The sequence below is a fragment of the bacterium genome (genome assembly GCA_019637795.1).
GTDB lineage: Bacteria > Desulfobacterota > Binatia > HRBIN30 > CADEER01 > JAHBUY01.
In genome coordinates this window covers 86,793-109,851 of the sequence record JAHBUY010000008.1, presented here as the reverse complement: position 1 = coordinate 109,851, position 23,059 = coordinate 86,793, and the positions used below count along the sequence as shown (strand labels likewise).

Annotated in this window: 21 protein-coding genes and 1 tRNA gene; 12 read left to right on the top strand and 10 right to left on the bottom strand. The window is 72.0% G+C overall.

Going from position 1 to position 23,059, the window contains the following annotated elements; genetic code table 11:
• From KF840_23980 to KF840_23970, 3 genes are read left to right on the top strand one after another with little or no spacing between them, the layout of a single operon-like run.
• Positions 1-3,069, top strand: a complete 3,069-nt coding sequence (locus KF840_23980) for an efflux RND transporter permease subunit (protein MBX3027965.1) — start codon at positions 1-3, stop codon at positions 3,067-3,069.
• Positions 3,050-3,727: a response regulator transcription factor gene (locus tag KF840_23975; GenBank protein MBX3027964.1), complete on the top strand. Its 678-nt coding sequence runs from the start codon at positions 3,050-3,052 to the stop codon at positions 3,725-3,727. The genes KF840_23980 and KF840_23975 overlap by 20 nt, the downstream gene beginning before the upstream one ends.
• Positions 3,724-5,043: a HAMP domain-containing protein gene (locus KF840_23970; GenBank protein MBX3027963.1), complete on the top strand. Its 1,320-nt coding sequence runs from the start codon at positions 3,724-3,726 to the stop codon at positions 5,041-5,043. Before KF840_23975 ends, KF840_23970 begins: the two co-directional genes overlap by 4 nt.
• A gap of 115 nt (positions 5,044-5,158) precedes the next feature.
• Here the strand turns inward: KF840_23970 and KF840_23965 are convergent, their stop codons facing one another.
• Positions 5,159-5,722, bottom strand: a complete 564-nt coding sequence (locus KF840_23965) for a hypothetical protein (GenBank protein MBX3027962.1) — start codon at positions 5,720-5,722, stop codon at positions 5,159-5,161.
• 243 nt (positions 5,723-5,965) lie between these two features.
• On the opposite strand from KF840_23965, the gene KF840_23960 reads away from it, so the two are divergent.
• Complete coding sequence (locus KF840_23960) at positions 5,966-6,604, top strand: DJ-1/PfpI family protein (protein MBX3027961.1); 639 nt, start codon at positions 5,966-5,968, stop codon at positions 6,602-6,604.
• 33 nt (positions 6,605-6,637) lie between these two features.
• On the opposite strand, the gene KF840_23955 is transcribed toward KF840_23960, so the two are convergent.
• Positions 6,638-7,849, bottom strand: a complete 1,212-nt coding sequence (locus KF840_23955; protein MBX3027960.1) for a S1 RNA-binding domain-containing protein — start codon at positions 7,847-7,849, stop codon at positions 6,638-6,640.
• Positions 7,850-7,959: 110 nt separating this feature from the next.
• On the opposite strand from KF840_23955, the gene KF840_23950 reads away from it, so the two are divergent.
• The 3 genes from KF840_23950 to KF840_23940 all read left to right on the top strand — a co-directional run bounded on the left by KF840_23950 (position 7,960) and on the right by KF840_23940 (position 10,668).
• Complete coding sequence (locus KF840_23950; GenBank protein ID MBX3027959.1) at positions 7,960-8,754, top strand: SDR family oxidoreductase; 795 nt, start codon at positions 7,960-7,962, stop codon at positions 8,752-8,754.
• A 155-nt stretch (positions 8,755-8,909) separates the two neighbouring features.
• A complete protein-coding gene (locus KF840_23945; protein ID MBX3027958.1) occupies positions 8,910-9,488 on the top strand; it encodes a hypothetical protein in 579 nt (192 codons plus the stop codon).
• Positions 9,489-9,564: 76 nt separating this feature from the next.
• Positions 9,565-10,668: an FAD-dependent oxidoreductase gene (locus KF840_23940; GenBank protein MBX3027957.1), complete on the top strand. Its 1,104-nt coding sequence runs from the start codon at positions 9,565-9,567 to the stop codon at positions 10,666-10,668.
• Position 10,669: 1 nt separating this feature from the next.
• On the opposite strand, the gene KF840_23935 is transcribed toward KF840_23940, so the two are convergent.
• From KF840_23935 to KF840_23925, 3 genes are all read right to left on the bottom strand, one after another.
• Positions 10,670-11,782, bottom strand: a complete 1,113-nt coding sequence (locus KF840_23935) for a DUF1214 domain-containing protein (GenBank protein MBX3027956.1) — start codon at positions 11,780-11,782, stop codon at positions 10,670-10,672.
• A gap of 67 nt (positions 11,783-11,849) precedes the next feature.
• On the bottom strand, positions 11,850-12,425 hold the full coding sequence (locus tag KF840_23930; protein ID MBX3027955.1) for a hypothetical protein: 576 nt from the start codon (positions 12,423-12,425) through the stop codon (positions 11,850-11,852).
• Between the two features lie 5 nt (positions 12,426-12,430).
• Positions 12,431-12,838: a hypothetical protein gene (locus KF840_23925; protein MBX3027954.1), complete on the bottom strand. Its 408-nt coding sequence runs from the start codon at positions 12,836-12,838 to the stop codon at positions 12,431-12,433.
• 153 nt (positions 12,839-12,991) lie between these two features.
• On the opposite strand from KF840_23925, the gene KF840_23920 reads away from it, so the two are divergent.
• A tRNA-Lys gene (locus KF840_23920) sits at positions 12,992-13,065 on the top strand.
• 211 nt (positions 13,066-13,276) lie between these two features.
• Here the strand turns inward: KF840_23920 and KF840_23915 are convergent.
• Positions 13,277-14,098: a hypothetical protein gene (locus KF840_23915; protein MBX3027953.1), complete on the bottom strand. Its 822-nt coding sequence runs from the start codon at positions 14,096-14,098 to the stop codon at positions 13,277-13,279.
• 787 nt (positions 14,099-14,885) lie between these two features.
• Between KF840_23915 and KF840_23910 the strand changes: the two genes are divergently transcribed.
• The gene (locus tag KF840_23910; protein MBX3027952.1) at positions 14,886-16,043 is read left to right on the top strand and encodes an alpha/beta fold hydrolase; all 1,158 of its coding nucleotides are present in this window, start codon (positions 14,886-14,888) and stop codon (positions 16,041-16,043) included.
• A 38-nt stretch (positions 16,044-16,081) separates the two neighbouring features.
• Here KF840_23910 and KF840_23905 read toward each other — a convergent pair whose 3' ends face one another.
• A complete protein-coding gene (locus KF840_23905; GenBank protein ID MBX3027951.1) occupies positions 16,082-16,759 on the bottom strand; it encodes a HAMP domain-containing histidine kinase in 678 nt (225 codons plus the stop codon).
• A gap of 294 nt (positions 16,760-17,053) precedes the next feature.
• Between KF840_23905 and KF840_23900 the strand changes: the two genes are divergently transcribed.
• Complete coding sequence (locus KF840_23900) at positions 17,054-18,799, top strand: ABC transporter ATP-binding protein/permease (protein MBX3027950.1); 1,746 nt, start codon at positions 17,054-17,056, stop codon at positions 18,797-18,799.
• Positions 18,800-18,804: 5 nt separating this feature from the next.
• On the opposite strand, the gene KF840_23895 is transcribed toward KF840_23900, so the two are convergent.
• Positions 18,805-19,992, bottom strand: a complete 1,188-nt coding sequence (locus KF840_23895) for an outer membrane beta-barrel protein (GenBank protein MBX3027949.1) — start codon at positions 19,990-19,992, stop codon at positions 18,805-18,807.
• Between the two features lie 142 nt (positions 19,993-20,134).
• On the opposite strand from KF840_23895, the gene KF840_23890 reads away from it, so the two are divergent.
• The gene (locus KF840_23890) at positions 20,135-20,431 is read left to right on the top strand and encodes a hypothetical protein (GenBank protein ID MBX3027948.1); all 297 of its coding nucleotides are present in this window, start codon (positions 20,135-20,137) and stop codon (positions 20,429-20,431) included.
• Between the two features lie 47 nt (positions 20,432-20,478).
• On the opposite strand, the gene KF840_23885 is transcribed toward KF840_23890, so the two are convergent.
• Positions 20,479-21,399: a DMT family transporter gene (locus KF840_23885; GenBank protein MBX3027947.1), complete on the bottom strand. Its 921-nt coding sequence runs from the start codon at positions 21,397-21,399 to the stop codon at positions 20,479-20,481.
• Positions 21,400-21,536: 137 nt separating this feature from the next.
• On the opposite strand from KF840_23885, the gene KF840_23880 reads away from it, so the two are divergent.
• Entirely contained in the window at positions 21,537-22,193 is a 657-nt protein-coding gene (locus KF840_23880) for a DedA family protein (GenBank protein MBX3027946.1), read from the top strand.
• Between the two features lie 25 nt (positions 22,194-22,218).
• Here the strand turns inward: KF840_23880 and KF840_23875 are convergent, their stop codons facing one another.
• A complete protein-coding gene (locus KF840_23875; GenBank protein ID MBX3027945.1) occupies positions 22,219-22,776 on the bottom strand; it encodes a GNAT family N-acetyltransferase in 558 nt (185 codons plus the stop codon).
• Between the last annotated feature and the right edge of the window lie 283 nt (positions 22,777-23,059).

Below are 23,059 nucleotides of genomic sequence, written 5' to 3'. Positions count from 1 at the left end.
GTGACGCTCGGCGAGCTCGTCGGCCGCAATCGCACCGCCATCCTCGGCCTGACCGCGCTGCTCACCGTCGCCGGCGCGATCGCCGCCTGGGCGATGCCGGTGGCGATCTTCCCCGAGGTCGCCTTCCACCGCATCACCCTCATCGCCCGCGCCGGCGACCTGCCGGTCGCGCAGACCGTCACCGCGCTCACCAAGCCGCTCGAGAACGCCGTCACCACCGTGCCCCGGGTACGCACCATCCGCTCGCTGACGACGCGCGGCGGCAGCCAGCTCGATCTGGTGTTCGAGTGGGGAAGCGACATGGCCGGGGCGCTGCAGGCGGTGCTCGGGGTCGCCGACGAGACCGTGTCCGAGCTGCCGCCCGGCACCCAGTTCGAGGGCCGCCTGCTCGACACCTCGGCGTTCCCGATCGTCAGCGTCGCCCTGAGCGCGTCGCGACGCACGCTGGGCGAGCTCTCCGACCTGGCGATCTACGAGGTCGCGCCACAGATGCGCACCATCCCCGGCGTCTACCGGGTGGACCTCGACAACGCGAAGATCCGCGAGTACGCGATCACCGTCGATCCCGCCGCCCTGGCGGCGCACCGCCTCGACCTCGGCGCGGTGGAGGACGCGGTACGCGACGGCACCACCATCGCCGGCGCCGGCCAGGGAGTGGACGGCCACGAGCTGACGCTCGCCGTGGTCCGCGGCCCGGCCGCCGAACCGGCGGCGCTCGGCGACATCGTCGTCGCCACCCGCGACGCCGCCACCGTGCCGCTGGCCGCGGTGGCGACCGTCGCGCCGGCGCTGCGCGAAGACTTCACCCGCGCCGCGGTCGAGGGCGAGCCCGCCGTGCTGCTCGGGATCTCCCGCCAGCCGGACGGCAACGCCGTCGCCATCGCCGCCGCGGTGCGCGCCCACCTCGCCGCCCTCGCCCGCACCCATCCCGACATCCGCTTCCGCATCGTCTACGACCAGGCCGACCTGGTGCAGGAGGCGATCGCCAGCGTGCGCGACAGCATCGGCGTCGGCCTGCTCCTGGCGGTGGCGACGCTGTTCTTCTTCATCGCCGACCTGCGCGCCACCGCGGTCGCCGCCGCGGTGATCCCCGCCACCGTGCTGATCAGTTGCCTGCCGCTGCACGTCCTCGGCCTCAGCTTCAACCTCATGACCCTGGGCGGCATCGCCGCCGGCATCGGGCTGATCCTCGACGACGCCATCGTCGTCGTCGAAAACGTCAGCCGACACCGCGCCGCCGGCCAGAGCGGCGAGCAGGCGACGCGCCGCTCGCTGGGCGAAATCACCCACGCCCTGCTCGGCTCGACCCTGACCCCGGTGCTGGTGCTCCTGCCGCTCGGCCTGCTGGGCGGCGTGCCCGGCGCCTTCTTCCGGCCGCTGGCGGTCACCATGTCGGTCAGCCTGCTGGTCTCGCTCGGCCTCGCCCTCACCTTCACCCCGGCGCTCGCCGACGCCCTCGCCCCGCGGCGCGCCCGGCCGATGCGACACGGGCCCGGCGACCGGCTGGCCGCCGCCCTCAGCCTGCTGTACGCCCGCGGTCTGCACTGGACCCTGCGCCACCGCGCCGCCGCGGTGGGGTTCGGGGCGCTGCTGCTGGCCGTCTCGATCCTCGCCTACCAGCGCATCGACAGCGGCTTCGTGCCGGCGATGGACGAAGGCGCCTTCGTCCTCGACTACTGGGCGCCGCCGGGCGCGGCGCTGGCGGAGACCGAGCGCATGCTCGATCAGGTCGACGCCGTGCTGCGCGACACGCCCGAGGTCGCGACCTTCGCCCGTCGCACCGGCGCCGAGCTCGGCTTCTTCCTCACCGCATCGAACCGCGGCGACTACTCGGTGCAGCTCCGGCGGCAGCGCCGGCGCAGCTCGGAGGCGGTCATCGAGGACGTCCGCGAGCGCGTCGAGGGGCAGGTGCCGGGGCTGCGCGTCGAGTTCGTCCAGGTGCTGCAGGACATGATCGGCGATCTCAGCGGCAACCCGAGCCCGATCGAGATCAAGCTGCTCGGCGACGACCCGGCGGCGCTGCGCGCCCTGGCGCCGCAGGTCGCGGCGCGGATCAGCCCGATTCCCGGCGTGGTCGACGAGTTCGACGGCGTCACCGCGGTCGGCCCGACCTACGACGTCGACGTCGACGCTCGCCGCGCCGCGCTCGCCGGCATCGACGCCGCCGGCGTGCAGCGCTGGCTCGCAACGGCGGTCAGCGGCAGCATCGTCGGCCAGGTCCTCGAGGGCGACCGCGCCATTCCCCTGCGCGTCCGCTACCCGCTGGCGCTGCAGCAGCGCCTGCGCTCGCTCGACGGCGTCACCCTGACCACGCCCGACGGCCGTCTGGCGCCGCTGACCGACATCGCCCACTTGCGGCCCGGCCGGGTGGAAGTGCAGCACGAGCGCGAGAACCTGCGCCCGGTGCTGCGCGTCACCGCGCGGCTCGAGGGCCGCGATCTGGGCTCCGCCACCACGGCGGTGCGCCGGGCGCTCGCCGACGTCGCCCTGCCGCCGGGCGTGAGCGTCGAGCTCGGCGGCCTCTACGCCAGCCAGCAGGAAGCGTTCGCCCAGCTCGTCCTCGTCTTCGCCGCCGCCGTGGCCGGCGTGGCGGCGCTGCTGCTCGTCGAGTTCGGCTCCGTGGCCGCCGCGGCGGCGATCGTCCTCGGCAGCGCGATGGCGCTCTCCGGCAGCTTGCTGGCATTGTGGCTCAGCGGCACGGCGCTCAACGTCTCCTCCGTCGTCGGCATCATCATGGTGGTCGGCATCGTCGCCAAGAACGGCATCCTCCTGCTCGACTTCGCCGGGCGCGCCGAAGCGCGCCTCGGGCGGCGCGACGTGGCGCTGATCGAGGCCGGGCGCGTGCGCCTGCGCCCGATCCTGATGACGACGCTGGCGGCGCTCGCCGGCCTCGCCCCGCTGGCGCTCGGCATCGGCGCCGGCGCGCAGATGCAGCAGCCGTTGGCCATCGCCATCCTCGGCGGCATCACGGTCTCGATGTTCTGCTCGTTGATCGGCATCCCCCTGCTCTACATCCTGCTGTCGCCGCGAGCGGCGGCGGCGAGGCACCATGCGCCTGCTGGTGGTTGAGGACGAGGCGGCGCTGGCGCGCCACCTGCGGCGCGGCCTCGAGGAGGCGGCGTGGACGGTGGACGTCTGCGAGCGTGTCGAGGACGCGTGGCGGCTGCTCCTGCTCAACGCCTACGACCTCGTCGTCCTCGACCTCGGCCTGCCGGACCAGGACGGCACCGAATTGCTGCGCCGCCTGCGCGCCGCCGGCCGCTCGACGCCGGTGCTGATCCTCACCGCCCGCGGCGGGGTCGAGGACCGCATCGCCGGCCTCAACGCCGGCGCCGACGACTACCTCGGCAAGCCGTTCGCCTTCGGCGAGCTGCTGGCACGCCTCAACGCCCTGCTGCGGCGCGGCCATCAGCGCGATCTGGTCTCGCTGCAGGTCGCCGACCTGATCCTCGACGTGCGCCGCCGCCAGGCCCGGCGCGGCGAACGCCGCATCGAGCTGACGGCGCGCGAGTTCAGCCTGCTCGAGCTCCTGATGCGCCACGCCGACGAGGTGGTCACGCGCTCGATGCTCGCCGATCACGTCTGGGGCGAGCGCTACGACTCGCTCTCCAATCTGATCGAGGTCTTCATCAACCGCCTGCGCCGCAAGCTCGAGGCCGACGGCGCCCCGCGCCTGCTGCACACCGTTCGCGGCGCCGGCTACGTGTTGAGCGCGGAGCCGCGGTGAGGCGTCCCCTGCGCCTGCGCCTGGTCGTCTCGATCCTGGCGCTGCTGCTCCCGGGCACCGTCCTCGCCGGCTGGCTCCTGCTGCGCGTGTTCGGCGATCGCCTGTTGCGCGACCTCGACGTCGCGCTCGCGGAGGAGGCGAGCACGGTGGCGGCGTTGATCGAGCAACCGCTGCCGCCGGACGGCATCGCGGCGCTGGTCGCCCGCATCGCCGACGAGACCGACCTCGGGGTCGGCAAGCAGGTCGCCGTGTTCGCCGGCACCCGCCTCGTCGCGGAAGCGCCAGCGGGCGCCGCGGCGCGGCTCGCCGCGCCCCGCGCGCTGCGGGTCGCCGACGCCGCGGCGGGGGCGCTGACCGTGCGCATCGGCGTCCCGGCGACCGCCGCGTCGCACGCCACTAGCCGCCTGCGCGCCCTGCTCGTGTTCGGCGTGCCGGCTACCCTGCTGCTGCTCGCGGTCGCGCTCTGGGGCATCACCCGTCGCGCCCTGCGACCGCTCGAGGATGCGGCCGCAGCCATCGAACGGGTTGGCGTCGGCGACCTCGCATTGCGCCTGCCGCCACCGGCGCGCGACGACGAGGTCGGCGGCATCGTCGTCGCCCTCAACCGCATGCTCGACCGGCTGGCGGCAGCGGTGGCGCAGATGCAGCGCCTCACCGCCGATGCCGCGCACGAGCTGCGGACGCCGATCGCCGTCCTGCGCGCCGGGCTCGAGGTGGCGCTACGCCGCGACCGCACCGCCGCCGAGTACCGCGCCGCGCTTGCCGAGGCGCTGCACGACAGCGAGCGCCTCGATCGCCTGGCGGAGGAGCTGCTGGCCCTGGCCCGCCTCGAAGGCCTGCCGGCGCCGCCAGCGGCGCCGGTGAACCTCGCGGAGATGCTGCACGAATTGGCCGACGCCTACCGGCCGCTCGGCGAGCCGCGGCGGGTGGGGGTGGAGGTCGTCGCCGACGCCGCGCTGCCCGTGCACGGCACCATCGCCGACCTCTACCGCCTGTTCACCAACCTGCTCGACAACGCCCTGTGCCACGCGCGCCCGGATGGTGTGGTGCGCGTCGAGGCCGCGGACGGGAACGGGCGGGTCGAGATTCGCGTCCTCGACGACGGCCCCGGCATCCCGGCCGATGAGCTGGCGCGCGTCTTCGACCGCTTCTTCCGCGGCCGCGGCGAGAAGCGCGGCGGCACCGGTCTCGGGCTGAGCATCGCGCGCGCCATTGCCCGCGCCCACGGCGGCGAGGTGACGATCGCCAATCGACTCGACGGCGCGGGCTGCATCGCCACGGTCGTCCTGCCCATGGCCGCGGAGGAGCCGACCTGACGCGCGACACGGGCGCGCCGCGTTGACAGAGACGGGCGCCTCGCGGCGTGGCGCAGGACGGGCGGGGCAGGAGCCACCGCGCGGCGGCCCCTGCCCAGAGTGCTCGGACCCGGCGTTACGGAACGGCGATGCCGGCGACGCCGACCCGCGTGCCGCCCTTGCAGGCGCTCGAGAGGATCGCGAAGCCCGCCGTCACATCGGCCGTGCAGGCGGGGACGTTGCCGGCGCCCAGCGGACCCCAGAGCTCACCGCCGGTCACCTCGAGCGAGCGCCCCACGCCCATCGGGATGTTGGACGTCAGGCCGCCGAGCGAGACGGCGCCCTTGCCGCCGCCCTTCTTCATGGTCAGCACCACCGGAATCTCCACGTCGACGCCGAGCGCCGTGTAGTTCAACTTCACGATGTAGATGTACTCGCTGCCGTCGAGCGTCGCGGTGTCCTTGTACGAGGTGCTCGAGTCCACCGGCGCGCCCCCGCCGTCGGTCACGCCCTTGACGCCCACCTTGATGTTGCCGTTGTCCTGCACCGAGACCTTGCCCGACGCCACGGTCGGGTTGCCCGGCGGGTGGGTCGTGCTCGCGTTCACCACATTGGATTGGTACTTGGTGCCGGCCATGGCGGCCGACGCCGTGACCGCCACGGCGGCCACCGTCATCGTCAACATGCGCTTCGTCAACACGTTCGTCCTCCTTCGTCCCTCGCAACAGGTTGTCCCATGGCCTTTCGGCCGGCCCCCGCTGGGTCGCCAGCGACCCGCGTCTTCTCCCACGGATAGGTGATCGCTAAGCACAGCCGGCGACCGGATCACAAGAGTCGAATGCCGCGGCGCGTCGCAGGACCCACCCTGGCCGAATCCGCCGCCCATTTGTCGTTGCCGGCCGCGCCATCGGCGTGGGAGACCCCGGTCGGAGGTTGCCCGCGCATGGACATCGCTTTCGTCCTCTACGACGGCTTCACCGCCCTCGACCTGGTCGGCGCCTACGAAGTCATCGCCGCGTGGCCCGAGGCGCGTCCCCACTTCCTGGCCACCGAGCAGCGGCCGCAGCGCGCCGACAACGGGCTGACCGTGCTGCCGACCGCCACGCCGGCGTCGCTGGCCCACCCCGACGTGATCGTGATTCCCGGTTCGTCGCGCCCGCTGGCGCCGCTCGACAACCAGGCGCTGCTCGCCTGGATTCGCGACGCCGCGCCGCGCGCCCGCTGGTGCGTGTCGGTGTGCACCGGTTCCAGTCTCTACGCCGCCGCCGGCGTCCTCGGCGCGCACCCGGTCACCACCCACTGGGCGTTCCGCGACATTCTCGCCGGCATGGGCGCGACCGTCTCGACGGCGCGCGTCGTCATCGACCCGCCCTTCGCCAGCGCCGCCGGCGTCTCGTCCGGCATCGACATGGCGCTCGCCCTGACCGGCCGCATCCACGGCGAGGCGACCGCGCGCCTCATCCAACTGGCGATCGAGTACGACCCGCAGCCGCCCTTCGACGCCGGGTCCCCCGAGAAGGCCGGCCCGCAGCTCGTCGGCGAGGCGCTGCGCCTCTTCTCGGCGGCGCTCCAACCGCCGTGAGCCGGCGGCGCCCGGCCCGCCTTGCGCCAGCGGCTATTTCCGATCGCGTTTCGAAGCGGCGAGCAGGTCGGCGAAGGTGCCGAGGCTGCGCTGCTCGTTCATCTGCCCGAGCGCCGATTCGGTCTCGCGCCGGGCGGTCGCCTCCTGCCCGTCGCGCTCGCGGCGCGCCGCCTCGACCATCGAGAGGCCGATGCGGCGCTGCGCCGGATCGATCGCCTGCACCGTCACCTGCACCGTGTCGCCGGCGCTGACCACCTGGCGCGGGTGGGCGACGCGGCGGTCGAGCGCCATCTTCGACACGTGCACCAGGCCGTCGAGGCCGGGCGCGATCTCCACGAAGGCGCCGAAGCTCTCCAGCCGCCGCACCACGCCTGGCACCGTGGCGCCGATCGGGAAACGCGCCGCGACGTCCGCCCAGGGATCGGGCGCCAACGCGCGCAGCGACAGGGCGATGCGCGGCCGGCCGCCCGCTTCCGCCGGCTCGACCTTCAGCACCTTCACCTCGACCACCTGCTCGGGCTGCAGCACCTCGGACGGATGGCCGACGTGGCCGTGCGCCAGCTCGCTGATGTGGACGAGCCCCTCGACGCCGCCGAGATCGACGAAGACGCCGAAGTCGCGCACCGTGCTCACCCGTCCCTGCAGGACATTGCCGACCTGCAGCCGCTCCCAGGTCTGCGCCGCCTGCTCCGCCGCCTCCTCGTCGAGCAACACCCGCCGCGACACCACGACGTTGCGGCCCCCGCCCTCGATCCGGGTCACCCGGAAACGCAACCGCTGGCCGACGTATTCCGCCGGCTCGCCGCGCCGGCGGTCGATCTGCGAGCCGGGACAGAAGGCGCGCACGCTGCCGATCTGCACCTGGTAGCCGCCCTTCACCTCGCCGGTGACGACGCCCTCGACCGCGATGCCGTGTGCGTGCGCCTGCTCGAGCTCGCCCGGCAGGTGGCCGCCGCGGCCGACCGTGCGCTTCAGCCGCACCGTGCCCGAGGTCCGGCCGTCGTCCACCACCGTCGCCTCGAGCTGGTCGCCGACCGCCAGCGCCGGCGCGCCGCTCTCCGGATCGACGAACTCGCCGAGGTCGATCACCGCCTCGCCCTTGCCGCCGATCTCGACGAAGGCGCTGCCGCCGCCGAGCGCGATCACCCGGCCGCGTACGGTCTCGCCGACCGCCGGCCGCTGCGTCGCCTGCGCCTCGCTCGCCGCCAGCAGCGACGCGAAGTCCTGCTCATCGTTCTTGGTCATGACGACCGACCCATAGCGCGCTTTCGCCGCCGGCGGGAGTGCGCTCGCCCGGCGCCCCGCTTGCGCTCCCCCGGCGCCTCGTGACGGAGATGCCGGGATCGGAGGACCCCATGCCCGACTTTTCGAACCAGGTCGCCCTGATCACCGGCGGCGGCACCGGCATCGGCCTCGCCTGCGCGCGCCACGTCGCGGCCGGCGGCGGCACGGTGGTGCTGGCGGGCCGGCGCGAGTCGGTGGTGCGCGACGCCGCCGCCGCGCTCGGAGCGCGCGCCGACTGGGTCGTCTGCGACGTCACCAGCGACGACTCCGTGGAGGCCGCCGTCGCCGCCGCGGTGGCCCGCCACGGGGCGCTGCGCCTGGCGGTCAACTCGCACGGCCAGCCGGGCGTCGGCAGCGTTCTCAACTCGACCGCCGCGGAGCTGCAGTTGGTGCTCGAGACCAACCTCGTCGGCACCTTCCGCTGCGTGCGCGCCGAGGCCAGGGCGATGAAGGCGGCGGGCGGCGGCAGCATCGTCAACGTCAGCTCGATCGCCGGCGGCCTGACCCATCGCTGGATGACCAGCTACTGCGTCTCGAAGGCGGGGGTGAACATGCTGACCGCGTGCGCCGCCGACGACCTCGGCGAGCACCGCATCCGGGTCAACGCGGTGATGCCCAGCCTGGTGCCGACCGACATGGCGGCGCCGCTGGTCGGCGCCGAGGAGAGCGTCGCCGAATACCTGCGCCGCATGCCGATCGCCCGCCTCGGCACGGTCGACGACGTCGCCGCCCTGGTGGCCTTCCTGCTCAGCGACCAGGCCGGCTGGATCACCGGCCAGTGCGTGCCGGTGGATGGCGGACACACCATCCGCCAGGGACCGGACCTGGTTCCGTTCATCCGCCAGTTCCTGCCCGAGGAGCGCTGAGGCGCGGCGCGGCGCGTTCGCCGCGTCCGGATTTGACCCCCGCGGCGCTTTTGCACTAGGCGCGTCCACGTCGACCGCTATAACGAATCGCGCGACCGCTGCCGGCCGCGTCCACGTCGCGTCGCCGCCGGCGACGCCCAGCACAGGGAGACCCCATGAACCGCACCCTCACCCGCACCCTGGCCCTGCTCGCCGTGATCGCCGCCGGCTGCGCCCAGAAGCCGCCGCCCGGTCCGCCGCCCAGCGGCGTGCTGCAACAGGGCGTGGTCACCGCCACGGCCACGGTGAAGAAGATCAATCAGAAGACGCGCGAGGTGACGCTCGCCCTGCCGGACGGCCGCACGACGACGATCCACGCCGGCCCCGAGGTGCGCAACCTGCCGCAGGTGAAGGCCGGCGACCTGGTCACCGTCACCTACATCGGCCAGCTCTCCTACCAGGTGGTCCGCAAGGGCCAGGGCGCGACGCCCGGCGTCACCATCGCCGAGGACGCCGTGCGCGCCGAGCCGGGCGAGCGGCCCGGCGCCGCCGGCGCCCGCGCCGTGACCGTCACCACGACCATCAAGGCGATCGACAAGAAGGCCGGCACCGTCACGCTCGCCGGCCTCGAGGGCGGGGAGGACGTCGTCGTCCAGGCGCGCAACCCCGACAACCTCAACCGCGTCGCCGTCGGCGACAGCGTCGAGATCACCATGACGGAGGCGATCGGCATCGACGTCAGCGCGCCGCAGTGAGTCGGCGCCGCGCGCCGGGCGCCGGTCCCCAGGACCGGCGCACCGGCGCGCGGCGCACGCGCTCCCTCCGCTCGCCATGCGCCTGCTGCTCGTCGGCAGCGGTCACAGCCATCTCTTCGTCCTCGAGGCCCTGGCGCGGCAGCGCGTCGTCGGCCTCGACCTGACGCTCGTCGCGCCCTCGCCGCTCGCCACCTATTCGGGGATGGTGCCGGGCGTCCTCAATCGCCAGTACCCGTTGCGCGCGGCGCAGATCGACGTCCGCCGCCTCGCCGCGCGCGCCGGCGGCCGCTTCGTCGCCGGCCGCGCCGCCGCCCTCGACGCCGACGCGCGCGCGGTCGCCCTCGCCGACGGCGTCCGTCACGACTACGACGTGGTGTCCTTCGACATCGGCTCGCAGGTGGCGCCGATCGCCGCCGACGCCGGCGCGCCGCTGGTCGCCATCAAGCCGATGGACGCGGCGCTCGCGGCCCTCGAAGCGGCGCTCGCGGCCCGCCCGTCGGCGCATGCCGTGGTGATCGGCGGCGGCGCCGCCGGCTGCGAGCTCGCCCTCGCCCTGGCGGCGCGACTGCGCCCCGGGGGCGGACGTGTGACCGTCTGCGATCCCGCGCCGCGGCCGCTCCCCGGGCTCGGCGCGCGGGCGGCGGCGGCGATCCAGGCGGCCTTCGCGGCCGCGGGCATCCGCTGGGTCGGCGGTCAGGCGGCGACCCGGGTGTCGCCCACCGCCGCCCATCTGGCCGACGGCAGCGCGCTCGAAGCCGACCTCGTGGTCGCCGCCGCCGGCGCGGTGGGCGACGGCCTCTTCGCCGCCGCCGGCCTGGCGGTCGACGAGCGCCGCTTCCTGCGCGTCGACGCGACGTTGCGCTGTCCGGCGCGCCCCGAGGTCTTCGCCGCCGGCGACTGCGCCACGCCGCCGACGCCGACGCCGAAGTCCGGCGTCTACGCCGTGCGCCAGGGACCGCTCCTCGCCGCCAACCTGCGCGCCGCGCTCGCCGGCGGCACGCCCCGACCCTTCCGCCCGCAACGACACGCCCTGGCGCTGCTCAACACCGCCGATGGCCGCGCCCTGCTCAGCTATGCCGGCCTCGCCGCGCGCGGCCGCTGGGCCTGGCGGCTGAAGGACTGGATCGACCGTCGCTTCGTCGCCCGCTTCGACGACCGCGCGCGGCTGCCCCTGGGGTGAATCAGAGGTCGATCACCGAACAGCGGATCTCCTCCGGCTCCCATTCCGGGAGGAGGATGCGCCAGAAGACAATGCCGATCGGGTGCCCCTCGGTGTCGATCCAGTTCGGCTCGCCCGGGTCGCGTGGCGCGACGACGACGCGGAACGAGCCGTCGGGTCGGAACCGCATCTGGGCGCGGTTCAGCGACGTGCGGTGGCCGCGATACTCCAGCGTCTGCATGTGCATGTTCCAGAGCGCGACGTTGGCGAAGCCGCAGGCCGGCAGCCGTCCCTCCATCACCAGGGCCTGGTCAGGCTGCAGCAGGTAGGGCGCCATCGCGTAGTGGATGTCGACGGCGCCGACGGTGGCGACGCCGGCGGCGCGGAAGCTGGCCGGCTTCGGCAGCACGTTCGGCACCCGCGAGACGAAGGGATAGGCCGGGCCCTCGCCGGGCGCCGGCATGCCGAGGGTGTTGCCGCGCACGTAGCGGGCGAGCGCCTCGAGGCGAGCCGCCAGCGTCGCATCGGTGAGCGGCGGCGGCGGCGGCGGCGGCGCCAGCGGTTCGATGCGCAGGCGGACGCCGGCGGTCGGGTCGGCGGCGATGCTGAGCGGGCGCTCGAAATAGTGGCGGGTGATCACCGCGGTGGCGTCGGGCTCGCTGCGGATCCAGTTGCCGGGATGCGGCTCGGGGGCGATGGTCAGCTCGTAGGTGCCGTCGGCGGCGATCGCCAGCTCGCGATCGTTCACGTCGCTGATCACCCGCTCCATGCTGCCGCCGGCGGGATCGACGCCGTGGACGGTGAACGAGGTGTACACGGCGCCGTCGAGCGCGCCGCGCACCCGGTAGGCGCGGCGGCCGTCGATGCGCGTCCAGTAGTAGAGCGCATCGGGGTTGTCGCCCAGCACCTTGCGGCTCGGCGAGACGATGCGGGTGAAGAGCGGCCGCTCGGGATCGCCGTCGACGTGGTGCTCGGCGCCGGCCGCCAGCAGGTGGAGGAGGAAGCGGTAGCCCTCGGCGGCGGTGGTCTCGTCGATGACGCCGCGGGCGAGCGAGAAGTGGGAGGCGCCGATCTCGCGCAGGAGATCGAGCAGGGCATCGAAGGCGGCGCGCGAGCGCGGGGCGAGATCGCTCATGCCGGCCTGCATGACATCGCGTCGCGCCCCTGGCAACGCGTCGCCGACGCGGCCGCGGCGGGCCGGCTCAGCCGAGATTCTCCTTCTGCAGGAAGAGGCTCTTGTCCATGCGCGAGAAGAAGCTCTGGTAGAACTCGAGGTCGGTGATCGGCTCCACCTCGACCACCTGGCCGCGGTTGTCGAGCACCTTGCGCTGGAAGCTCACCCGCACCTTGGTCTGCTTGCCGAACGAGCTGACGTTGCCGGTGAAATCGCGCACCTCGGTCTTGGGGAAGCTGTTCTCCTGCGGCGAGCCGCCGACCACCACCCCGCCCGGGCCGCGGCCGCCGATGATGATGCCGCCGAAGCCGCCGAAGATGCCGCCGGCGTCGGCGCCGCTGCCGGAGCGGCCCGGCGCCACATCGCTCTCCTTCTGCGCCGTGATCAGGCCAAGGTCGACCACCGCGTTCTTCACCACGTAGCCGTCGTCCTGCAGGACGTTGAACATCGCCTTCAGCACCAGCGCCGTGTCGGCGGTGTCGAAGGTGCGGGTCTGGTACTCGCGCACCTCGAGCTGGGTCGGCGGCGGCTTGGTCGGCGGCAGGCAGCCGGCGACCAGCGCCAGCGCCGCCGCGGCGGCGAGGAGAGGGCCCGCGGTCCGCATGACCCTCAGAACTTGCTCGCGTGGTACGAGAACGACTCCACCTGCGACTGGGCGTCGAACTTGATGACCACCGTCAGCGTGCGCTGCGTATTCGATGCAGCGCCCTGGGCGCTGCTGCCGCCGAGGATGAGGATCGTGCCGTAGCGATCGCTGGTCGAATAGGACGCCTCGCTGGCCACCTTGTCGTAGATCCAGCTCTCGTTGCCGTTGGCATCGCGGGTGACGATGTTCGGCGAGCCCAGCGCCGCCGCCACCTGATCCTGGCTCAGCCCGACGCGGATCTCGCGCTGCACGATCCCGAGCGTCATCTCGCGTTCCCGCGTCGAGCTCAGCTCCTGCTCCGGATGGCGCGCCGCGCACCCGGCGGCGAGCGCGCCCAACAGTACCAACCCGGCGATGCCCGTCCTCTTCATGCCCTGATCCTCTCCTCCTTGATGCCAAAGGCCGCGCGCTCGGGGAAGTGGCCTCATCGTCGCCGCCGCGCCTCGCGCCCACCCGCACATCCCCCGCCGAGCGCCCGCCGGTGGGTAGACTTCGTCAACCCGATTCGGTACCTACCTCCCCGCGGGCCGCTAGCTCAGTTGGCTAGAGCAGCTGACTCTTAATCAGCGGGTCGAGTGTTCGAGTCACTCGCGGCCCACTCGAAAACCCTCCGGGCGACCGGGGGGTTTTCTCTTTCGGCGTGAGCGCATCTGACGACACGCTGCCGTCGTCGATTAGATTCGGCCCGTCTGGATGCCGGATGTGCTGGATTCCGCGCGGGTCGAAGGGCATGGCGCCACTTGGTTCCGGCGCTGTTCGATACGACCTCCGCAATTCAAAGCGCAAGTTGGCGGTTTGAATGCCACACGTCACTCCGTACAGGGGATTACAGGCGAAACCTGTCGGGCCGATGGGCATTCATCGATCAGGGAGATGAGCGACTCCGGCAGTGGCATCCGTATCTCGCGAAAGAACGTCGGATCACTCGTACCTGCCCACTTCTCTGCGGCGGATGCGCTTGCGCGTAGAAATTCCTCACAACATTCTGACTCAAAAGCGATTTCCTTCACTGAGTTAACCAGCGCAAAACGAAAGGGCACGTGTAGCGCCGCAAGACAACGAAACAATTTCTTACGGTCCAGAGGATTCGTGGCATCAAGACTCGCGACCGCGAGCCCAAGTTTGAAGGTCAATTTCGCGGCGTAGGCCTGGTAGAAGCGCAGCCCAATTGATTGAAGCGGCTTTCCTTCCTTACAGTCCTGCTCAACTTGTGCGCCCCATCCGTGCAGCTCCAGGAAGGTCATCCGCAACGACTGCCGCAGCAGTTGGCTTGTGTGCTTTGCTGCCTCCGGTCGATCCCACTTGGTCTTGTTGAGCATCTCCCGGTCTACCCGGAGCTGTTCCAACAGGGCGCAGTTCGGTTCGCTCTTTCCCGTGTCTTGCAGTGTCCAGTTGATTCCCGTCCCAAGGTTCTGGGCTGTGACGTAAAGATCAGTGAAAAGCGCCTGGAGCTGGTCGCGCTCTCGACGCTCAACCTCGAACCGATCAGCCCACAGAGCCAAGCCGACACCAATGGCCGTGGCGGAGCAGGTCAAAAGATATTTGCCGCGCTCACTCCATTTGTCATCTAACCGCTGCCATGCCGAACCGACAATCGCGGCTACTATCGCGGCGGCGAGCAACCAGGCCATCGAGTGAGCCTTCTACCGCATACGCTTTAGATCCGCGACGTCCCGCCCGCCATCAAGATACCTCCGTCCACTTTCCGGCCGCCGTCCCCCCGGCGGCACGACGAGCGCCATCCTTGCCGTCTTGAGCCGATGTCTGGGCGGCCGGTTTTGACCTGTCCACCGAGGGGGCGGCCAACTTCATCGGGCCTGGCCAAGCCTCCGTGATCGACACCGCGACCCTCAGCGTCTCAAGTTTCCCAGTGGCCACGCCGTACAACAGGCCTCACGCTGCCTCACGACCACAGCTCGAACTACATAGCCGACGACCTCCAGAACGACATCACGTTCCTCGGGATCGAGAGTTCGCCGGCCTTCGTGATTCTGGGTATCGGGAAGCTGCCGGTCGTCCCGGCTTCAATCGACTCCGCGCGCCGTATTCCAGCGCCTTCGACCTCGTGCGGTGGCGGTCTGGAAGCGCGATGCGGCCACTCCCCGTGGCGTGCTCGACCGAAGCAACCGGATGGGCGGTTGGGGAGCAGTCGCATCCGACGTCTCTCGGCAGATCGGCGGGGTGTGGACCGCCCGCAGTGCCGGCACGGTCGCCGGCCTTCTTGATCGGAGCGCGGCCTAGATTCGAGGGGTTTGTGGTCAGAGTGGGGTCAGAACCGTGTTCCACAGCGCGGTCGAGCGCATCGACAAAGCGATGGTCGTCGCCGCTCGGCAGGAAGTGCACCGGTGGGCGGCGGGCTCGCGATGGGAGTGCGGCGGCGTTCCGCGGTCGCGGGCTGCGGGTGTAGGGTGCGGCGCGATGGCCCCCGGACGCGGCGCGCCGGCCGAGCTGCCGGTCGGCTTCGAGACGTTTCATCGCGATGCGTTCCTCAACTACCAGCTCAATCGCGCCCACGCCCTCGGCTTTGCCGATCGCCGCGAGCTCGGCGCCGCGGCGCGCGCGCTGCGCTCGTTCGCCGACTGTCCGCCGGTCTTCGCCGCGCTCTCGGAGCGGGCCGAGGCCGACGACCGCCTGCGGCATGCCACGAGCTATCTGCGCCTCGCCGAGTTCTTCACCCACAAGCGCGCCGGCGGAGGCATCGCCATCTATCGGCGCTACCGCGACCTCTTCGACCGCGCCTTCGGCGACGAGGGGGCGCGGCGGCACGAGATCCCCTACGGGCGCGGCGCGCTGCCCGCCTATCGGCTGCCCGCCGTCGGCGGCGCGGCAACCGGCACGGTGCTGCTGCACGGCGGGTTCGACTCGCTGATCGAGGAATTCTACGCCGTCTGGCAACGCCTGGCGGCGAGCGGATTCGACGTGATCGCCTTCGAGGGACCCGGGCAGGGTGGCGCCCGCGCCCTCGGCGGGCTGCTGTTCGACCACGACTGGGAGAAACCCGTGGCGACGGTGCTCGACCACTTCGCGATCGATCGCGCCGCCCTCGTCGGCCTGTCGATGGGAGGGTACTGGGCCCTGCGCGCCGCGAGCCTGGAGCCGCGCATCGACCGCGTCGTCAGTTGGCCGCCGGTGTACGACTGGCTGCACCGCTTGCCCGCGCCGCTGCGCCCTGCCACGCGCTGGATGCTGCGCCGACGCCGCTTCATGAACTGGAGCGTGCGCCTGCGCGCCCGCCTGTTCCCCGTCCTCCGCCACGTCGTCGACCACACGCTGTACCTGGTCGACGGCCGCGAGCCGGTCGACGTCGTCGACTGGTTCCTGGGCATGAACGCCGCTCACCTCGGCAGCGAGCGGGTCACGCAGCACGTGCTGCTGTGCTGCGGCGAGCACGACGCCTTCCAGCCCCCCGCGCTCGCCCAGCGCCAGGCCGCCGCCCTCCGCGCCGCGCGCTCGCTCCGGCTCCGCGTCTTCACCGCCGCCGAACAGGCCGACCGCCATTGCCAGATGGGCAACCTCGACCTCGCCTGCCGGGTGGTGACGCGATGGCTGCACGACCCCACCGCGGCGGCGGAGTGACATCCGACCCCGTGCGCGTCGCGACGCGGCAGAGGGGATCAGGCGGGTGAGGCGGGCAGGCACACCGTGAAGAGGGCTCCGCCGCCGACGGCGTTCGCCGCCGCCAGGGCGCCGCCGTGCAGCTCGACCAGATGGCGCGCCAGGGTCAGTCCGAGGCCGAGTCCGCCGTGCCCTTGCGCGGCGCTGCGGTCCGCCTGGTGGAGGCGATCGAGCACGTGCGGCGGGAGCGAATCCGGGATGCGGGGGCCGTCGTCGCGGACGCGCAGCACGATCTGCGCGCCCTCGATCGCCAGTGCCACCTCGACACGGCCGTTCGCGGGCGTGCGCTCGATCGCATTCGTCAGCAGGCGCCAGACCACCTGCTGCAGGCGGTCCGCGTCGCCCTGCACGTGACACGGCGCGGCGGGCACGTCGAAGATCACGGCGACGGGCCGCGCCGCCGCGGCGGCGCGCGCGCTGTCGAGCGCCCGGCGGACGACGGCAAGCATGTCGACCCGGTGGCGTTCGAGCCGCAGCCGTCCGCCAGCGATGCGCGACAGGTCCAGCAGATCGCCGATCGCCCGCATCTCGGTGCGGGTGCTGCGCTCGACCACCTCCGCGGCCCGCAGCACCAGGCGGCCATCGAGCGGCTGCCGACGCAGGACGTCGGCCCAGGTGAGGATCGCCTGCAGCGGCGTCCGCAGCTCGTGCGCCAGCACGGCGAGAATGTCGTCCACCTTCCGGTCCGCCTCGCCCGCAGCCGTGGCAGCGCCGGCGATGGGCGGCACGCTGGTCCGCGGTGGCTTGCTGCGATGGCCTTCCATGTCCGTCCAACGCATCGGCAGAGCAATCCCGCGGCCAGACGTCAGTGATCAGGCTCCGCGCCACCAGCGGCGGGGGCGTGCATCCGGCCACCGGAAATTCCTGCCTTCGATTGTAAGGGTTCCCGATCTCGCCCCTGGCGTTCCGGGTCTCGTTTGACTCGCCGCGCGGAATCGCCAGACTGCGCGGCGCCCGAAGAAGGAGGAGCCGTGGCGTCGACCGAGACAGGGATCTTCGAGCGTCGCTTCATCCAGCACCTGCGGCGGTTGACGCGCATCTACTGGACGTCGGCCGACCGGACCAAGGGAGCCGGCCTGCTGGCGCTCTGCATCGCCGGCGAGCTCGGCACCGTCTACGGCAACGTGCAACTGGCACAGGCGCAGGCCACGGTGTTCAACGCCGTGCAGAACAAGGAGGCGACCGCCTTCCTCACCGCCATGCAGGTCTTCCTCGCCGTCGCCCTGCTGGTCGTGTTCGTCTCGACCTACCGCATCTACGTCCGCAACATCCTGCAGATCCGCTGGCGCGAGCGCCTCACCGATCACTTCCTCGGCGACTGGATCGGCCCGCGCGCCTTCTGGCAGCGCGAGCTGCACCACAAGGAATACGACAACCCCGACCAGCGCATCGCCGAGGACGTGCAGACGTACGTCGCCAGCGCGCTCGGCCTGTCGCTGTCGCTGCTGTCCGCGGTGGCGACGTTGCTCTCCTTCTCCGGCATCCTCTGGCGCCTGTCGGGGGAGTGGCCGCTGCGGCTGGGCACGCACGAGATCTGGATCCCCGGACTGATGATGTGGGTGGCGATCCTCTACGCCCTGGCCGCCACCTGGCTGACCAACCGCGTCGGCCGCGCCCTGGTGTCGATCAATTTCAACCGCCTGCGCTTCGAGGCCGACTTCCGGTACGGGCTGGTGCGCTACCGGGATCACGTCGAGGCGGTGTCGATCTCGCGCGGCGACGCCGTCGAGCGCCAGGGGGCGCTCGGCCGCTTCCGCAACATCGTCGCCAACTGGTGGGCGCTGATCACCGCGCAGCGGAACCTGACCCTGCTCACCAGCGGCATCGGGCAGGCGAACGGCGTCGTCCCCCTGCTGGTCGCCGCGCCCGCCTTCTTCGCCGGGCGGATGACGCTCGGCCAGCTCACCGAAACCGGCATCGCCTACGGCCAGGTGTCGGGCGCGCTGTCCTGGTTCGTCGACGCCTACCAGGAGATCGCCAACTGGCGGGCCAGCGTCGAGCGTCTGGCGGTCTTCCAGGACGTGCTCGACCGGACCCGCGAGGAGCTCGGCGCCCTGCAGGGCATCGAATTCGCGACCGCCGATCGCCCGCAGATGCACCTCGCGCACCTGGCGCTGCGCCAGCCTGATGGAACCGCCATCGCCAGCGGCCTCGAGGCCACGGTGGCGGCCGGCGAGCGCGTCGCCATGGTCGGCACCGCCGGCGTGCTCAAGACGACGCTGTTCCGCGCCCTCGCCGGCCTGTGGCCGTTCGGCAGCGGCCGCATCGAGCTGCCGGCCGAGGCGCTGCCGCTCTATCTCCCGTCGCAGCCGTACCTGCCGATCGGAACGCTGCGCGAGGCCGTCACCTACCCCTCGCCGGCCGAGGCGTTTCCGGACCAGCAGGTGCGGGGCGCGCTGGCCGCGGTCGGCCTCGAATCGCTTGCCGGTCGCCTCGACGAGAGCGAGCCGTGGGAGCAACAGCTCCCCGCCGAGCAGCAGCTCCGCCTCACCATCGCCCGCGCCATCCTCCACCAGCCCGACTGGGTCGTGCTCGACGACGCCACCGCCGGCCTCGACCAGGAGACGGAGCGGCGCGTCTACACCGTCCTGCGCGAACGATTGCCGAAGAGCGGGATCCTGTCGTTGTCGACGCGCCCCGGCGTCGCCGAATACCACGGTCGCTCGCTCTCGCTCGCCGCCACGGCCCTGGCGCCGCTCGAGGCGCCGCCGGCGTGACGGCGTCAGAGATCCGCGAACAGAATGCGGATGTTGCCGAACAGCAGCAGCGAGTCGAAGTCGCCGTTGACCGTCGGCTGCCCGGGCAGGCTGAACTGATGGCCGCGCGAGATGATGTACTTGGTCTGCAGGCCGATGGCGACGTTCTCCAGGAGGTAGTACTCGGCGCCAACGCCGAAGCCGCCGATGATGGTCACGTCCTCGGCCTTCGGCTTGAGCGCCTTGCCGGTCTCGTTCAGGTCGTTGAGCTGCCCGAGCTCGGCGCCGAGACCGACGAACACGTACGGCTCGAGGCGATCATCGAAGAGCGGATAGCGCAGGCGCGGCTGGACCATGACGGGGAACACCGCGTACTCGCCGATGTCGCCGACCCCGGGTAGGCCGACCTTGATCTCGTAGTTGTCGAGCGACAGCTCGACGCTCCAGTAGCGGCCGAAGTCGGCGCCCAGGCTGGCGCCGAAGCCGAAGGTGAAGTTGCTGCCGAACACCGACTGCTCCGGCCGCGCCGAGACGCCGGGAAACGGCTCGAGATCGAGCAGCAGCGCGCCGCCGGTGCGCAGGTCGACGTAGAGGCGCGCCGTCGCCGCCGCCGCCGCGGCCGCCGCCGCTTCCGGATGCAGCAGGGGGTAGAAGACGCGCAGGCTCAGCCCCATCAGCGGCGAGGAGAGACTGGTGCGGCCCTGACGTCCGTTCGCCTCGTAGGCGACGTAGTCCGACAGGAACTGCTTGATTTCCCACCCGACCGCGATGTTGTCGGCGATGAAGTATTCGATCCCGGCGCCGATCGTGCCGCCGAGGTGGGTCTCGGTCTTGCCGCCGAGCCAGGTGACCGGTTGGCGGCCGTCGTTGGCCTGCGACACCGCCGGCCCGAAGCCGGCGACCAGATACGGGGTGAGGCGATCGTCCAGCATGGGATAGCGCAGCCGGAGCTGCGGCGTGATGCTGGTGATCGCCAGCTCGCTCAGATCGCCGACCTTGCGCTCCCAGTTGTCGAGCGCCAGCTCGACCCCGAGGTAGCGATTGAAGTTCACCCCGATCTCGCCGCCGACGAAGTCGTGCGTATGGGTGAGCGAGAAGAGATCGAAGCGGCCGCCGATGTACCACCGGAACTGGTCGCTGTCCTCGCCCCGGGCCGCCGACGCCCCGAGCGCCCAGGCCACCCCGACCATCAGGATCGCCGACTGCCACCTCATGGCCCCCTCCCGACCATCACCCCAGCCCGCCGCTGCTCAGAGCACATCCGCCGCCGGATCGCCATCCGAGACCGATCGGGCGCCGCGGAAGACCGCTTATGCGCATTTTTTTGTTGCCTAATGCGGTCGGTTCATCGCATCTATGGGCCGTGAGAAGGCAGCGCCGCCGGGCAAGGGCGCGCTGCCGGGGGTTCTGGGATTCACGGGCGGCCGATCGAGAAGGGGGAAATCGGTGATGGATGTGAACCTGCTTGCGGGGGCCTTGGCCGGGCTGGTGCTGAGCGCGCTGTTGGTCACATCGCGCGCCGAGTGCGCGGACTTCCTGCTCGCGCCGGTGTCCGAGCGCGACCGTTGGGCACCGCCGGTTTCGGGCTTCGTCACCGGAACCGGGCTGTTCATCGCGGTCGCCAGCCTCTGGCTGCTGCGCGCCCTGGTGTGAGCCGGGGATGAAGGAGGCCCGCCGCCCCGGCGGGCCTCCTTCATCGCTCACGGCGCATCGGTTTCGACCACGCTCTCGGCGAGCTCCTCGCCGGCGCGCGCCGACTGCTGCAGCACCACCGCCGCGACCGCGCCGAGCACCACCGCGGCGCCGACGAGTTGCAGGGGGCGCAGCGCCTCGCCGAGAAACACCGCCGCGCCGGCGCTCGCCACCACCGGCACCGCCAGGAACAGAATCGACACGGCGAACGCGGAGGCGTGCGGATACGCCCAGGCCGCCAGGAAGTGGCCGAGCGTGCCCGGGAACAGCGCCAGCAGGAGCAGCACCGCCCACTCCCCGCCGCGCGGCGCCAGCAGCGGCTGCCCACTGGCGAGGCAGATGACGAGCATGATCAGCGCCGCGACGGTGGTCATGCCGATCATGTACTCGGTGGCGCCGGCGCGATCGCGCAGGCGCTTGGTGGCGAGGAAGTAGGCGGTGAAGGCGAACAGGTTGGCGACCGCCAACGCGTCGCCGAGCGGGTTCCATCCCGGCAGGCCCGCCGCCCCGACGACCACCATCGCGGCGCCACCCACCGCGGTGAGCGACCAGCCGAGGGCCCGCGGCGCCCGCGCCTCGCCGAACCAGCGCGGGGCGACGAACAGCACCAGGGGCGGCTGCAGCGCGCCGATGAGGGCGACGTTGGCCACCGTCGTGGTCTTGAGGGCGGTGAAGAACAGCACCTGGTGCATGGCGAACAGCGCGCCGCCGATCAGCGAGGCGCGCAGCCAGTCGCGGTCGAGCCGGCCGCGCGCCGGGGCATGCAGCAGCGGCACCGCCCAGAGCAGCGGCACCGAGAACCAGAGCCGGTAGAAGGAGGCGACCAGCCCGGGCACCGGCACCGCCTTGATCATGACGTTGCTGCAGCCCCAGGTGACCACCGCCACCGCCACCGCGAGCAGCGCCAGTCGGCTGCGGTCGGACGACACCCGCCGCACTCGATCACGGGTGGTGCGGCAACTCAACCGGCCGGCGGCTCGGATCGCCCCGCCGCGCAGTCGGTTGAGTCCCCCGCCGATCCTCTCTATACGGACCCGATCCCGACACGCCGCGGCGAAGGAGCCCGATGGAGCTCATCCACTACCTGGTCGACATCTTTCTCCACCTCGACACGCATCTGAACGATCTCGCGGTGTCCCTCGGGCCGCTGCTGTACGTGCTGCTCTTCCTGATCGTCTTCGCCGAGACCGGGCTGGTGGTGACGCCGTTCCTGCCGGGCGATTCGCTGCTCTTCGCGATCGGCGCCCTGGCGGCGATCGACGGCTCGCCGATCCACGTCGGCTTCGCGATCGCCTTGTTGTGCATCGCCGCGGTTCTCGGCGATGCCGTCAACTACGCCATCGGCTACCGCATCGGCCCACGGGTGTTCACCAGCGAGACCTCGCGCCTGCTCAACAAGGAGCACCTGGTGCGCACGCAGCGCTTCTACGAGAAGTACGGCGGCAAGACGATCATCCTCGCCCGCTTCATGCCGATCGTCCGCACCTTCGCTCCCTTCGTCGCCGGCATCGGCAGCATGCGCTACGCGCACTTCGCCGCCTACAACATCCTCGGCGGCATCGTCTGGGTGACGGCCTTCACCCTCGCCGGCTTCTACTTCGGCAACGTGCCGGTGGTGAAGCGCAACTTCCACTTCGTCATCGTCGCGATCATCATCATTTCGATCATCCCGCCGGTTCTCGAATTCCTGCGCGCCCGCCGCGGCTCGGCCGAGGAGCTGTGAGGCGGGCGCGGTCCGGCGCGCCCGCTCAGCGCGCCGGACCGCGGCCACCGTGGCGCGGCGGCTCGTCGTCCAGGCAGCCGCCGCCGCCCTGCAACGTCGAGGGCGGCGGCGCGCTGGCGGCGGCCGGCGTCTCGAGCGGCAACGCCCAGCGTTGTCGCGACAGCGGCGCGAAGCCGTGCCGCCGGTAGAGCGACCCGACGCGCTCGTGACCGGCCTCGATCTCGAGGTCGACGGCGTGGGCGCCGACCGCGCGGGCGAGGTCGAGGGCCGCCGCCAGCAGGGCCGCCCCGATCCCGGCGCCGCGCCGCGCCGGCAGGACGTACAGCTCGTCCAGCCAGGCGGCGCGCCCGCCCCGTTCCAGCGTCCAGAGAAAGGACAGCGCCGCCAGGCCGACCGCGGCATCGCCGTCGAAGGCGAGCAGGAAGCGGCCGCGCTGCGGCCGCTCCAGCATGCCGCGCGCCGCGGCGGCGAGCTCGACGTCGGGCACGGCGTTGCCATGCTCGCGCAACTGCGCGATGAGCAGCGCGCTCACGGCCGTCAGGTCGGCGGCGGCGGCGGCGCGGATCACCACCGTGGAAGGCATCGGCGATGCCTGACACCGGGTCGCGGCCGACGCAAGATCGACGGCTCGACGAACGGCGACGCGGCACGCCGCGCCGGCCGGCTTGGCGCGCGGCGCGCCACTAGTGTCCCCAGTCGGAAGTTCGTCACCTATTTCGCCGGCCCTCGATGCCCCTGGCTGCGTTGCCCCTCCTCGGAATATTCCCGATATTCCGGCGTCGGGACGCCTTGCCAGGGGCGCCGATTGCTTGCCGAAATAGGCAACGAACTTCCAACTCGGGACACTAGCGTACGGGACGAGGGGG